Source organism: Actinokineospora sp., assembly GCF_052390155.1.
GTDB lineage: Bacteria > Actinomycetota > Actinomycetes > Mycobacteriales > Pseudonocardiaceae > Actinokineospora.
Genome location: NZ_JBQTHF010000040.1, coordinates 1 through 12766 on the forward strand (window position 1 = coordinate 1; position 12766 = coordinate 12766).

The 12766-nt window shown below is 72.9% G+C and carries 11 protein-coding genes and 1 pseudogene; 7 read left to right on the plus strand and 5 right to left on the minus strand.

Annotated features, from left to right (window positions below; translation table 11 throughout):
- Positions 1-259: 259 nt before the first annotated feature.
- The 4 genes and pseudogenes from ACT4N7_RS15015 to ACT4N7_RS15030 all read left to right on the plus strand — a co-directional run.
- Positions 260-379: pseudogene (locus tag ACT4N7_RS15015) on the plus strand (3-oxoacyl-ACP reductase); the annotation flags it as partial.
- A 16-nt stretch (positions 380-395) separates the two neighbouring features.
- Positions 396-1928, plus strand: a complete 1533-nt coding sequence (locus ACT4N7_RS15020; protein ID WP_444829333.1) for a phytoene desaturase family protein — start codon at positions 396-398, stop codon at positions 1926-1928.
- Positions 1925-2221, plus strand: coding sequence for an SCO4225 family membrane protein (locus ACT4N7_RS15025; RefSeq protein ID WP_444829334.1), 297 nt, complete (start codon positions 1925-1927; stop codon positions 2219-2221). The genes ACT4N7_RS15020 and ACT4N7_RS15025 overlap by 4 nt, the downstream gene beginning before the upstream one ends.
- 133 nt (positions 2222-2354) lie before the next feature.
- Positions 2355-2780, plus strand: coding sequence for a DUF1761 domain-containing protein (locus tag ACT4N7_RS15030; RefSeq protein ID WP_444829335.1), 426 nt, complete (start codon positions 2355-2357; stop codon positions 2778-2780).
- Between the two features lie 9 nt (positions 2781-2789).
- Here ACT4N7_RS15030 and ACT4N7_RS15035 read toward each other — a convergent pair whose 3' ends face one another.
- The 3 genes from ACT4N7_RS15035 to ACT4N7_RS15045 form a co-directional block, all read right to left on the minus strand.
- Positions 2790-3038, minus strand: a complete 249-nt coding sequence (locus ACT4N7_RS15035) for a mycoredoxin (protein ID WP_444829336.1) — start codon at positions 3036-3038, stop codon at positions 2790-2792.
- Positions 3039-3257: 219 nt separating this feature from the next.
- On the minus strand, positions 3258-3722 hold the full coding sequence (locus ACT4N7_RS15040) for a hypothetical protein (RefSeq protein ID WP_444829337.1): 465 nt from the start codon (positions 3720-3722) through the stop codon (positions 3258-3260).
- Positions 3723-3817: 95 nt separating this feature from the next.
- Positions 3818-4774, minus strand: coding sequence for an FG-GAP repeat domain-containing protein (locus ACT4N7_RS15045; protein ID WP_444829338.1), 957 nt, complete (start codon positions 4772-4774; stop codon positions 3818-3820).
- 166 nt (positions 4775-4940) lie between these two features.
- Between ACT4N7_RS15045 and ACT4N7_RS15050 the strand changes: the two genes are divergently transcribed.
- Complete coding sequence (locus ACT4N7_RS15050) at positions 4941-7571, plus strand: ATP-binding protein (RefSeq protein WP_444829339.1); 2631 nt, start codon at positions 4941-4943, stop codon at positions 7569-7571.
- On the opposite strand, the gene ACT4N7_RS15055 is transcribed toward ACT4N7_RS15050, so the two are convergent.
- Positions 7572-9893: an FdhF/YdeP family oxidoreductase gene (locus ACT4N7_RS15055; protein WP_444829340.1), complete on the minus strand. Its 2322-nt coding sequence runs from the start codon at positions 9891-9893 to the stop codon at positions 7572-7574.
- Between the two features lie 94 nt (positions 9894-9987).
- Here ACT4N7_RS15055 and ACT4N7_RS15060 point away from each other — a divergent pair, with 94 nt between their 5' ends.
- Positions 9988-10197, plus strand: coding sequence for a hypothetical protein (locus tag ACT4N7_RS15060; RefSeq protein WP_444829341.1), 210 nt, complete (start codon positions 9988-9990; stop codon positions 10195-10197).
- Positions 10187-11617, plus strand: coding sequence for a hypothetical protein (locus ACT4N7_RS15065; RefSeq protein WP_444829342.1), 1431 nt, complete (start codon positions 10187-10189; stop codon positions 11615-11617). The genes ACT4N7_RS15060 and ACT4N7_RS15065 overlap by 11 nt, the downstream gene beginning before the upstream one ends.
- Before the next feature lie 9 nt (positions 11618-11626).
- Here ACT4N7_RS15065 and ACT4N7_RS15070 read toward each other — a convergent pair whose 3' ends face one another.
- Positions 11627-12598 carry a hypothetical protein gene (locus tag ACT4N7_RS15070; RefSeq protein WP_444829343.1) on the minus strand — a complete coding sequence of 324 codons (972 nt, stop codon included), beginning with the start codon at positions 12596-12598 and terminating at the stop codon, positions 11627-11629.
- Positions 12599-12766 lie beyond the last annotated feature (168 nt).

Sequence of the window (12766 nt, forward strand, 5' to 3'; positions counted from 1 at the left end):
GCCGGGGCGGCCGGGGGGGTTCCCCGCGACCCCCCGCCCTGCCACCCCTCACCCTCCCATCCCCCCCCCCCTTGCACCGGGGGGGGGTCTTCCCGCCCTGGGTGTTCTTTACCCCCGCCGCCTGGAACCGCGTAGATGATGGATTGGTGCATACCAATCAGGTCATGCCGTCGAGCTGTCAGGCTGAGGGCACGAGCGACTTCACTCCCGCGCCGGGCGGCGTCGTGCCCCGCGCCGCGTGTTGGTCACCGGAGCCTCCGGCGCCATCGCCACGCCCGAGGAGGTCGCCGCCGCGGTGGTCTACCTCGCCTCGGCCGACGCGCTGTGGGTGTCCGGCGCGATCTTGGACCTCAACGGCGCTTCGCACCTGCGGACCTAACCCCTAGGGTCGAACCGTGACCTACGACATCGTGGTGGTCGGCGGCGGGCACAACGCGCTCGTCGCCGCCGCGTATCTGGCCAGGGCCGGGCGCTCGGTGCTGGTGCTCGAACGGCTCGACCAGGCGGGCGGCGCGGCGGTCAGCGCGAGCCCGTTCCCGGGGGTGCCGGTGCGGCTGTCGCGGTACTCCTACCTGGTCAGCCTGCTGCCCGACCGGATCGTCGCCGACCTCGGGCTGCGGCTGACGCTGCGCTCGCGCGCGGTCTCGTCCTACACCCCGGTGGTCGGCGGCGCGGGGCTGCTGGTCGAGCGGGAGCCGGGCGCGGCCACCGCGGCGTCGTTCCGCGCGCTGACCGGCTCGGACACCGAATTCGCGCGCTGGCAGGAGTTCTACGCCGGGCTCGCGCGGATGGCCGAGGCGTTGGCGCCGACGCTGCTCGACCCGCTGCCGACCCGGGCCGACGCGCGGGAGCTGGTCAGCGCGGCGGCGGGCGAGCGGGTCTGGCGGCAGGTGTTCGAGCGTCCGCTGGGCGAGGCGATCGAGGAGACCTTCGCCGACGACGTGGTGCGCGGCGTCGTGGCCACCGACGGGCTGATCGGTACGCACACCTCGCTCACCGCGCCGGATCTGCTGGCCAACCGCTGTTTCCTGTACCACTTGATCGGCAACGCGACGGGCGAGTGGCGGGTCCCGGTCGGCGGCATGGGCGCGGTGACCGGCGAGCTGCTGCGCGTCGCCCGCGAGGCCGGGGTCGAGCTGGTGACCGGCGCCGAGGTCACCCGCGTGGACGCCGACGGGCGGGCCGCCGAGGTCGCGTACCTGCGCGACGGGCAGGAACACGTCGTCGCGGCGGGGCACGTGCTGGCCGGGGTGGCGCCCGCGGTGCTCGACCGGCTGCGCGGCCGCGAGCCCTCATCGGTCCCGGTGGGGGCACAACTCAAGATCAACATCCTGCTCGACCGACTGCCCCGGCTGCGCTCGGGAGTCGACCCGCGGCAGGCGTTCGCGGGCACCTTCCATCTCGATGAGTCCTATTCGGACCTGGAGAACGCATACCGGGCAAGTATTTCCGGCAAGGTGCCGGAGTTTCCGCCGGGCGAGATGTACTGCCACACGCTGACCGATCCATCCATTGTGGACTCGTCGCCTGCCGGCGCGCACACGCTGACCCTGTTCGGCCTGCACCTGCCGCCCGCGCTGTTCGCCGCCGACAACCGCGGCGTGTGCGCCGACCTGGTCGACCGGTATCTCGCCGGGCTCGACCGCCACCTCGTCGACCCGATCGCGGACTGCGTCGCCCGCGACGCGGACGGCAACCCGTGCGTCGAGGCGCGCACCCCGCTGGACCTGGAGGTCGAACTGCGCATGCCGGGCGGCAACATCTTCCACGGCGACCTGTCCTGGCCCTTCGCCGACGAGGGCGGCTGGGGCGTCGAGACCGACACGGCGAACCTGCTCGTCTGCGGCAGCGGCGCCCGGCGCGGCGGCGGCGTCAGCGGCATCGGCGGCCACAACGCCGCCATGGCCGTACTCGGCGGTGCCCGATGACGACCTGGAGCAACGGGCGCGCGGCCCGCAAGGTGGCGCTGGGCTACGCCATCGTGGTGATCGTGGTGTTCACCTATGTCGCGATCCAGTTCGCCACGCACGACTCCCCGGACGCGTCGTTCGCCCCGGTGCTCGCGGTCGGGGTCACCCTGCCGTCCTCGCTGATGATCGTCCTGCTCCCGGACATCGCCTACCCGTGGAGCGTCATCGTGGGCAGCGCGGTGCTGGTGTCGGCGGCGCTGTTTCAGACCTGGCTGCTGTGGCTGCTCTTCCGGGGGCACCGCACGCGGTGACGTTTTTGTCGGTGGGCGGTGCCATGATCCGGGTACTGGAATCGACAGAGGGAGGGTTCATGAGCGAGCTTGCGAGCGAGTCGATGTCACAGGGCGTCCGCGAGCGGCGTCACGGAGCCTGCGAGGGGACGCCATGAGCTTGTCGGTGTTGGCGGATCTGAATTGGCTCGCGGTGCTCGTGGCCGCCGTCGCGTTCTTCGCCCTCGGCGGCCTCTGGTACTCGAACGCGCTGTTCGGCAAGGCGTGGACGGAGGCGGTGGGCTGGGAACCCGTCGAGGGCGAGAAGCCGCCGGTGACGCTCTACCTGATGCCGCTGATCACGTGCATTGTGTCCGCCGTCGCCATCGCCGTACTCGCGCGTGCGACAGGCACTGACTCCTTAGCCGAGGCCATCGTGCTCGGACTCGTCACCGGAGTCGGGCTGGCCGCCATGGCGCTGCTGGTGACCGGGTTCTTCGACCCGCGCAAGCCCAAGCCGATGGTGTGGGTCGCCATCACCTCGGGCTACCACGTGGTCGGGTTCGTGATCGTGGCGGTGATCGTCGCGCTCTGGACCTAGGTCGGCAGGCTAGGCGACGAGCTGCTCCTTGACCTGGGCCAGGGTCGGGTTGGTCAGCGCCGTGCCGTTGGGAAAGTGCAGCGTCGGCACGGTCTGGTTGCCGCCGTTGACCTTCATCACGAAGTCGGCGGCGCCCGGGGTCCGCTCGATGTCCACCTCGGTGAAGTCGATCCCCTCGGCGTTGAGCTGCGTCTTGAGTCTGCGGCAGTAGCCACACCAGGTCGTCGAGTACATGGTCAGCGTAGTCGGCGCGGACATCGCGGTTCCTCTCCTGGGGGCCGTGTGGGTCTTCAGGGTCAACACATGCCGGAACGGAGTAGATGCCCGCGAAGAGTGCGCCGCTGGTCACATCGCACGATCGAACAAGGTCCCGGTGAGGTCGCCACCGTGACCGTACTCGACGCGCCGCGAACGGCGGTGGCACTCCCGGAGGAGTCCGGTGGCCCACCGTGGTTCAGGTGGGCCACCGACCGAGGATCAGGTGATCGCGACGACAGCGCTGGTCGACGTGCTGTAGGTGGTGCCGCGGAAGGTCGCCTGGTGGTAACACTGCACCAGGTAGTGGATTCCGGTCGGCGCCGGGCCGATCCAGAACTCGACGTCGGTGAAACCCGCGTTGGACTCCTCGTCCTGGTCGGTCTCGCCGCCGCCGACGCAGTACACGCTCAGCCGTTCGGCGTCGATCTTCACCCCGGTCGAGGTCTCGAAGCGGGACCAGCCGCGAACCTTGGCGTGCGAGCCCGGGATGGCGTCGATCTTGTACACGGCGCCGCTGATGCGGTATGCCGTCGGTGTACCGCCGCCGCCCCCACCGCCGCCGCCCCCGCCGCCGCACTGCATGTCGTCCGGGGGGCAGGCCGCGGCGGCGCCGGGCGCGTACGCGACCTGAGCCGTGGTGAGGGCCGCGAAGGTCATCACCGCGCCGAGCAGCCGTTTCGTCATCGAGTTCATCGTGGTCCTTTACGAGGGCGGGCGAACTGGATGGAGCGCACGGAAATCTAGGCGCGACCCGCTCGCTCACCCGGCGAAATCGGACATCACCGGACCGCGCCGGACACCACCGGCTGTTCTCCCGCGGCGCCGAAGCTCAGGGGTGGGCTGCCGAGGATCAGCCACAGTCCGCTGTCCTGCGCGAAGGAGTCCGGCGGCTCGCGGAACACGGCGATGTCCGTGGCGCCGTCGCCGTCGTAATCCGCGGGCACCGGCCAGTCGGTCGACTCGCCCCACGGTACGACGGAGGGGGTGTTGTCGGCGCTGCGCAGGATCCACCAGTAGCCGGTCGACGGGCGGAAGACGGCCAGGTCGGCCCGGCCGTCGCCGTCGTAGTCGGCCTGGACGGGGCGGTCCCCGGCCTGGCCCCACTGCTGGTAGAGCTTGCTTCCGTCCGAGGACCGCAGCACGACCCAGTGCCCGGTCGCCGGGCGCATGACCGCGATGTCGGCCAGGCCGTCGCCGTCGTAGTCGGCGGGGACCGGGACGTCCGTGGGCGCGCCCCACTGTTGTCGGGTGACGACGCTGTCCGACGACCGCCGCACCGTCCAGAGGCCCGTCGACAGTTCGACCACGGCGATATCGGTCCGGCCGTCACCGTCGTAGTCGGCCGGGACCGGGACGTCGCCGGGCACGCCGAGGGAGTCCTGCCACGGCTGGGCGTCGATCGGCACGATCCGCCACGATCCGGCCCACGGGTCGTAGACCGCGGGGTCGGCGTCACCGTCGCCGTCGAAGTCGCCGGGCACCGCGAACCACCCGGGTCCGCCGCCGGTCAAGGTGCCGTGGGACCAGCCGCACGGCTGACCGAGATCCTCGTCGCAGGGCAAGCGGAGTCGCCACCGGCCGCTCGTGGGGTTCCAGACAGCGGGGTCGCTGAGGCCGTCGCCGGTGAAGTCGGCGACCGGCCGCGGTGGAGGTGGCGGCGGCACGCTCGCGAGCGCCGGTGACGACGCCCCGGCGACGATCACCATGACCACCGTGACCAGTGCTCTGACCTTCATCTCCGCCCCCTTGTGGACGTCCGCTACCTGGCGTGCGCGCACATGGTGACCGCCGCCATCGCGCCGCGACGACAAAGTCGGACACGGCCGGACAAAGTGTGTTCCCGCCAGTCGGCGGTTGGCTACGCTGCGGCCGCAGGCAGCCTCCAGGAAGGGCGATGGGGCCGTGGTTACTGGTGACGTCAGCCTCGGCGGCATCACGGCGGTGGCGACCGTGGACGAACTCGCCGGTCTGCTCCGCCAGTTGCGCAGGCGGGCGGCCCGCGCGCACGGCGATCGCCAGTTGAGCTACCGCGAGCTGGCCGCCAAGACCGGCTGGGCGCACGGCGTCATCGGCGACTACTTCTCCGGCCGGACGCTGCCGCCCACCGACCGATTCGACGTGCTGGTCCGCATTCTCGGCGCGAGCGCGGAGGAGACCGGGATGCTGGCCACCGCTCGGGACCGGGTCGAGGAAGGTCGCCGCGCGCCCCGGCCCGGGCTGCCCGCCGCGCCCGTGCCGCGCGAACTGCCCCGCCCGGTGTCGGGGTTCGTCGGTCGGAGCGACCAGTTGGCGGCGTTGGACGCGCTGCTCGACGCGGGTGACGGGCCCGCGCCACCGGTCGTGATCTCCGCGGTGTCCGGCACGGCCGGGGTCGGCAAGACCGCGCTCGCCGTGCACTGGGCCACCCGGGTCGCCGGGCGGTTCCCCGACGGCTGCCTCTATCTCAACCTGCACGGCTACGGGCCCACCGAGCCCCTTCGGCCGCAGGACGCGCTGACCGGGTTCCTGCGCAGCCTCGGGATACCGAGCGCGGACCTGCCGCTCGACGTGGGTGGGCTGTCCAGCCGGTTCCGCACCGCGGTGGCGGACCGCCGCATGCTGATCCTGCTCGACAACGCCCACTCGGCCGAGCAGGTGCGGCCGCTGCTGCCGGGGACGCTGTCCTGCTGTGTGGTGGTGACCAGCCGCGACCAGATGGCGGGTCTGGTCGCGCGGGACGGCGCTCGCAGGCTCGACGTCGATCGACTGCCCGCGGCGGACGCCGTCACCCTGCTGGGCGGACTCATCGGTCAGCGGGCCGCGGCCGAACCGGAGTCCGTCGTGGTGCTGGCCGACCGGTGTGCCCGGCTGCCGCTGGCGCTGCGGATCGCGGCCGAGCTGGCCGCCGCGCGTCCGTCGGCGAGCCTGGCCGAGCTGGTCGGGGAACTCGGCGCCGGGCCGCGGATCCTGGACCTGTTGGACGCGGGCGGCGACGCCGACACCGCCGTGCGGCCGATCTTCTCCTGGTCGTACCGGCACCTGTCCACGCGGGCCGCGCGCGGCTTCCGGCTGCTCGGCGCGTTTCCCCGGACCGACTTCACCGTGTCGACGCTGGCCGCGCTGGCGGGGGCCGACGACGCGCGGCGGATCGTGGGCGAACTCGCGCGCGCCCACCTGGTCGAGCGCGTCGGCGCGGACCGGTACGGCCTGCACGACCTGTTGCGGGCCTATGCCGCGGAACAGCTCGCCGAGGAGGAGCCCGGCGGTGCGCGATCAGCGGCCGAACGCGTGCGGGACCACTTCCTCACCACCGCGGCGATCGCCGTCGAGTCGGTGTATCCGGCCGCCCCCGACGCGACGCGCCGCCTGCCCGAGGGCGACGCCGTGGCCTGGCTCGACGCCGAGCTGGCCGCGATGATCGCGCTGTCCGACCAGGCGGTGACCGAGGGCGGCTCGACGTTCCCGATGACGTTGTCCACGACCCTGTGGCGCTACCTCGACCGGGGCAGCCGGTACTCGGACGCGCTGGTCGTGCACGGCAACGCGGTCACCGCGGCCAGGGCGCACGGCGACCGCGGCCAGGAAGCGGCCGCGCTCGGGGAACTCGGTCAGATCCACACCCGGCTCGGCCGGTACGAGGTGGCCCTCGACCACCTGCGGCGCGCGCTCGACATCAGCCGGTCGACCGGCGACCGGGGCCGCGAGGCGACGGCGTTGAACCGCCTCGCGATCGTCTGTTCGCGACTCGGGCGGTCGTCGGAGGCCGTCGGCCACTACCGGCAGGCGCTGGTGATCGACCGGGAGATCGGTGACCTGGCGAGCGCGGGTCGGGTGTTGTCCAATCTCGGCGCCGAGTACGCCGACCAGGGCCGGTTCGCCGAGGCTGTCGACCACTTCGAGCAGGCCCTGCACCTGGCCCGGGATCTCGGCGACCGCTACGGCGAAGGCAACGCGCACAACAACATCGGGCTGGTCCGCAGCCTGCTGGGGCACTACGAGGACGCGTTGCGCCACTACGGGCTCGGGCTGACGGCCGCCCGCCGGATCGGGGACCGGGCAGGTGAGGGCCGGGTGCTGGCCAACCTGGGGGTGGTGCTCACCAGGCTCGGCGATCACCGCAAGGCGGGCGAGAAGATCACCGCGGCGCTGCGCATCCACCGCGACATGGGCGATCGGGCCGCGCAGGCCGAGGCGCTGACCTACCTGGCCGAGTTGGCGCACGAGACCGGCGAGCACGGTGCGGCGCTCGACCGGTACGCGCAGGCACTCGCCATCGCGCGGGACATCGGCTTCCGCGCGGGCGTGTGCCGCGCGCTCAACGGCACGGGTCGGGCGCTGCTCGCGCTGGGGCGAGCGGAGGACGCCGCGGGCAGGCACCGGCAGGCGAACGACCTCGCCGCGGACATCGGTGACCGCCTGCAGGCCGCCCGCGCGCACGAGGGACTGTCGGACTGCGCGCGCGTTCTCGGTGACCCCGGGCGCGCTGACGAACACCGCGCCCAGGCGGCTGCCACCTATGCCGAGATCGGCGTGCCGCACACCGCGCGGGTCTGATCAGGGCGGACTGTCCACTCGCGACTCAAGACGCACCACAATGGACTTCGAGGTCGGCGTGTTGGACGTCTCGGCGGTGGAGTCCAGCGGTACCAAGGAGTTCGCCTCCGGGAAGTACGCCGCCGCGCAGCCCCGCGCGGTCGGATACGAGATCACCCGGAACCGCTCGGCCCGCCGCTCGTGCCTGCCGGTGGGGTCCTCTGGCCACTCGCTGACCAGGTCGACGATCTGGCCGTCGGCGAGGCCGAGTTCGGCGATGTCGTCCGGGCTGACGAACACCACGCGCCTGCCGTCCTTGACGCCGCGGTAGCGGTCGTCCAGGCCGTAGATGGTGGTGTTGTACTGGTCGTGGCTGCGCAGGGTCTGCAGCAGCAGGCGACCCGGCGGCACCCGCGGCACGGTCAGCGGGTTGGCGGTGAAATTGGCCTTGCCGTTGCGGGTTCCGCTGAACTCGCGGGCGTCGCGCGGGGCGTGCGGGAGCACGAAGCCGTCCGGGCGGCGCACCTTCTCGTTGTAGTCCGCGCAGCCCGGGACCACGCGCGCGATCCGCTCGCGGATCAGGTCGTAGTCGCGGGCGAAGTCGGCCCACGGCACCGGGTGGTCCGGCCCGAACAGCGCCTGGGCCAGCCCGCACACGATGCCGACCTCGGACACCAGGTGCTCGCTCGCCGGGTCGAGGCGCCCGCGCGAGCGGTGCACCACCGACATCGAGTCCTCCACGGTGACGAACTGGTCGCCGCCCGCCTGGGTGTCGCGCTCGGTGCGCCCGCGTGTGGGCAGGATCAGCGCCGTGCGCCCGTGCACCACGTGCGACCGGTTCAGCTTCGTCGACACCTGCACCGTCAGCGCGCACGAGCGCAGCGCCGCCTCGGTGACCTCGGTGTCCGGCGATGCCGACGCGAAGTTGCCGCCGACGGCGAAGAAGACCTTCGCCTGGCCGTCGCGCATCGCGCGGATCGCGGCGACCGTGTCGTGGCCGTGCTTGCGCGGCACGGCGATGCCGAACTCGGTCTCCAGCGCGGCGAGGAACTTCTCCGGCATCTTCTCCCAGATGCCCATCGTGCGGTCGCCCTGCACGTTGGAGTGCCCGCGCACCGGACACAGGCCCGCGCCGGGCTTGCCGATCATGCCGCGCAGCAGCGCCACGTTCGCGATCTCGCGGATCGTGGGCACCGAGTGCTTGTGCTGGGTGAGCCCCATCGCCCAGCACACGATGGTGCGCTCGGAGTCGGCGAACATCCGCGCGACCTGCTCGATCTCGGCGCGGTCGAGGCCGGTCGCGGTGAGCACGGCGTCCCAGTCGAGGTCGCGCACGCTCTCGGCGTAGTCGGCGAAGCCCTCGGTGCGGGTGTCCACGAAGTCCTGGTCGACCACCGTGCCCGGCGCCTGCGCCTCCCAGCGCAACAGCAGGTGCCCGATCGCCTGGAACAGTGCTTGGTCGCCGCCGAGCCGGATCTGGCAGAACTCGTCGGCCAGCGCGGTGCCCTTGCCCACCAGGCCGCGCACGTTCTGCGGGTTCTTGAACCGCAGCAGCCCGGCCTCGGGCAGCGGGTTCACCGCGATGATCTTCGCGCCCGCGCCCTTGGCCTCCTCCAGCGCGGACAGCATCCGCGGGTGGTTGGTTCCCGGGTTCTGCCCGACGACCACGATCAGGTCGGCGAGAGTCAGGTCGGCCAGGCTCACCGAGCCCTTGCCGATGCCGGTGGTCTGCGCGAGCGCCGCGCCCGAGGACTCGTGGCACATGTTCGAGCAGTCCGGCAGGTTGTTCGTGCCGAAGCCGCGCACCAGGAGTTGGTAGAGGAACGCCGCCTCGTTGCTGGTGCGGCCGGAGGTGTAGAACAGCGCTTCGTCTGGAGTGGACAGTGCGCGCAGCTCGGTGGCGACCAGGTCGAAGGCATCCGCCCAGGAGATCGGCGCGTAGTGCGTCGCGCCGGGCGCCAGCACCACGGGGTGGGTGATCCGGCCCTGCTGCCCGAGCCAGTAGTCGGTGCGCTCGGCCAGTTCCGCGATCGGGTGCGCGGCGAAGAACTCCGGCCCGACGCGCCGCTTCGTGGCCTCCTCGGCGACGGCCTTGGCGCCGTTCTCGCAGAACTCCGCGAGCTTGCGGTGGCCCTGCGGCTCCGGCCACGCGCAGCCCGGACAGTCGAAGCCCTCGCGCTGGTTGAGCAGCCGCAGCGTGCGCGCGGTGCGGCCCACGCCCATCTGCTCCACCCCCCGCCGCAGCGACACCACGACACCGGGAATGCCCGCGGCCCACTGCTTCGGGGTCGTCACGGACAGCTCGTCTTCGGCGACATCCCGATCGGGTGGCTTGCTGACCATGGACCCATCCTCTGCCACGGCAGGCGCGGACGCCACACAGTGCCCAGACTTGTCGCCCAGACTTGTCGCAGCGCGGACACGAGGAGGCGGGCCGGTGGTCGAGGGACAGCAGGCGGCGTGGGCGGCCGCGGAAGCGTTGCGGGAAGCCAGCAGCGCGTGGGAAACCGAGTGTCGCGCGGACCCGGCGGCGTTCGGGTCGGCGGTCGCCGCGCACGCCTACACCGTGATGCGGGAGACCTGGCTGCGCGAGCTGGGCGTGCACCTGGCGGTCCTCGATCAGGCCGGTGCGGCCAGTGAACACTGACTTCCAGGTGACCTCGCTCGTGCGCACGCTGGGCGACCTCGGGTCCCTGCTCAACCCGGCCCGCCTGGTCGGTGTCGTCGCCGACGCCGTGCGCGAGACGGCGGTGCCGCCGCCCGGCGACCCGGACGCGCTCGACGCTCTCGCCGCGCGCTACCGGAGCACGGCCGCCGCGCTCACCGCGGTCGCGGGCGCGGTCGCCGGTCTGGATGTCGAACCGCCGTCCGCGTGGACCCGCGGCGTGACCACCGTCGCCGCCGAGGTCGTCCCGGCGACGGCGCGCGCCCTCGACCGCGCCCCGGCGGTGTTCACCCGCGCCGCCGACGCGCTCGCCGAGTTGGCCGCGTCGATCCGCGACCAGCGGCGCAGGCACGCGGACCTGCGCCAGGCCCTGCGGGACGCGGCCTACGACGCCACGCACGTGGCGGGCGTGCCGATGCCCGACCCGGTCGGCATCGCCCGGCTCGTCGGCGTCGTGGACGAGCTGATCGCGGGCTGTGTCGCGGTCTACACCGACAGCCTCATCGCCGCCGACCGCGCCGCGAGCCGGTTCGCCGATCTACGCGGTGCCGCGCGCGCGGCCGCCGCCCGGGGACTGGCGCCCGACGACGCGGTGGTGCTGGCCGACGCCATGGTCGGGGGCTTCGACGCGGGCGCGCTCACTCCCGGCGGGCTCGACCGCGCGGGCCTGCGGCTCGGCGGACTCGGGCCACGGGGGCGGGCGCAGGTCGACGGCGTCCTGCGCGCGGCGGGCTCCGACCTCGAACGGGCCTGGCTGCTCAAGGCCCTCGGCGCGGGCCACGACCTGGGCGCGTTCGCCGACGCGATCCGCGGCCGGAGCCCGGATTGGCTGGCGTCGCGGTTGTCGCTGCTCGACCGGGGTGCCGCGGTCGACCAGACCCGGCTCGGGGTCGCCGTGCGCCAGTACGAGCCGACCACCTGCGGCACCACGTGCCTCATCGTCGCCCGCGCCGAGCACGATCCGCGCTACGCGCTGGCGCTCACCGAGGGCGACTTCGCGGCGAACTTCCGGGCCGAGCGCGACGCCGTGCACCACGAGACCAACCGCGTCCACCCGGAGGCGGCGGGCACCAGCCCCGCGGGCATGGTCGCCTACCTCGACCGCCACCTCGGCACCCCCCACGACTGGCGCCTGGTGGACGACACCGACCCGCGCGCGGTCTCCGCGACGCTGCGCGAGGTGGTCGCCGTGGTCGACGGGGGCGAGCCGGTCCCGCTGCTGGTGGGCGGCACCGTGCCGCGCCACTACGTCCTGGTCGTCGGCCACCACGACGGCGTGCTGCTGGTCTTCGAGCCGACCGCGGGCCGGACCGTGGCCGTGCCGGAACACCGGTTCCGCGCGGGTGACCTCAAGGACACGCTCGCCTTCCGGCACGTCCAGGCGGTCATGCTGCCGCTCTAGGCTGGGACATCAGGCGGGGCAGCCGCTTTCGGCGGGGAGGGGGGCGTTCGGGTCGAAGTAGGCGCCGCGGTCCTGCTGGGGGGCGACGTGGGTCAGGCCGCGGTCGCTGTACGCGGGGGCGAGGAAGCCCAGTTTGTAGGCGTCGCAGGCGATCGAGTAGCCGAAGCCGCCGACGTGGCCGTACCAGAGGCCCTGGCTGCCGGTGGTCCACCGCGGCCCCGACCGCAGCACGTAGTCGACCTCGGCGCGGACCACCACGATCATGTCCATCGGGTCGCTCAGCCGGTCCGGGTCGGGGGCGTCGAAGGCGTAGGCGAACACGTAGTTGGTGTGCACCACCAGCTCGCCCGGCCCGCCCGCCTCGGCCCACATCCGGCCGGTGACCTTCGGCTCGACCGGCAGCAGCGCGCTGCCCCGGGCGATCAGGCTGACCAGCGCCTGGGCCTGCGGCTCGCGGCCGGTGCCGAACAGCGGCGCGAGCTGCGCGCGCGCGTCCGGGGCGAGTAGGCCGAGGTAGCGGCTCGGGTCGTGGTCGACCAGCAGCCGCGGGTCGAGCCTGCTGGCCACCAGCGTGTCGCGGACCTGGGCGGTGGCGCCCGCGACCTGGTCGGCGGTGAACTCGCCGACCTGCATGGCGGGCGGGCGGGTGATGCCCGCGCCGCCGTCGGCCCACGCGGCGGCCGGGGTGCGCTCGTACGGCAGGGCCAGGTCGATCGGCGGGGTGACGGGGCGGACCGGTTCGCCGGTCGCGGGGTTGTCGGGGCCGGAGAGCACCTTGTCGAACACGCCGACGCCGATCATCAGCATGACCACGGCCACGATGGCGACGAGCACCATCGAGGTGACAAGCCAGCGCTCGGCACGGCGTCGACGTGCCGAGCGCAACATCGCCCGCACGTCGGCGCGCCCCGCGGCACGCACTCGACTTCGCCACTCGGCGTCTCGCACCGCGGCTTGATCGCCGAACTCACGTTGGTCCACCGGCCCCCCAAGGGCACTCCAGTACCGGGTCTGGCCTGGTTGAGGTAATGACTGCCTGGTGAACAGCTCATCGATACGGCCCGGTCCGGCGTTAACAATCCGCTTATCGGCGGGTCGCGCCCTGCGGTGAACGGCTCCCGAGACCCGATCAACGGTCACCCGTGACCG

Bases quoted from the DNA above. Each gene is read 5' to 3' on its own strand.
- ACT4N7_RS15025 (WP_444829334.1), top strand. From the start codon at position 1,925: ATGACGACCTGGAGCAACGGGCGCGCGGCCCGCAAGGTGGCGCTGGGC.
- ACT4N7_RS15030 (WP_444829335.1), top strand. From the start codon at position 2,355: ATGAGCTTGTCGGTGTTGGCGGATCTGAATTGGCTCGCGGTGCTCGTG.
- ACT4N7_RS15035 (WP_444829336.1), bottom strand. From the start codon at position 3,038: ATGTCCGCGCCGACTACGCTGACCATGTACTCGACGACCTGGTGTGGC.
- ACT4N7_RS15040 (WP_444829337.1), bottom strand. From the start codon at position 3,722: ATGACGAAACGGCTGCTCGGCGCGGTGATGACCTTCGCGGCCCTCACC.
- ACT4N7_RS15045 (WP_444829338.1), bottom strand. From the start codon at position 4,774: ATGAAGGTCAGAGCACTGGTCACGGTGGTCATGGTGATCGTCGCCGGG.
- ACT4N7_RS15055 (WP_444829340.1), bottom strand. From the start codon at position 9,893: ATGGTCAGCAAGCCACCCGATCGGGATGTCGCCGAAGACGAGCTGTCC.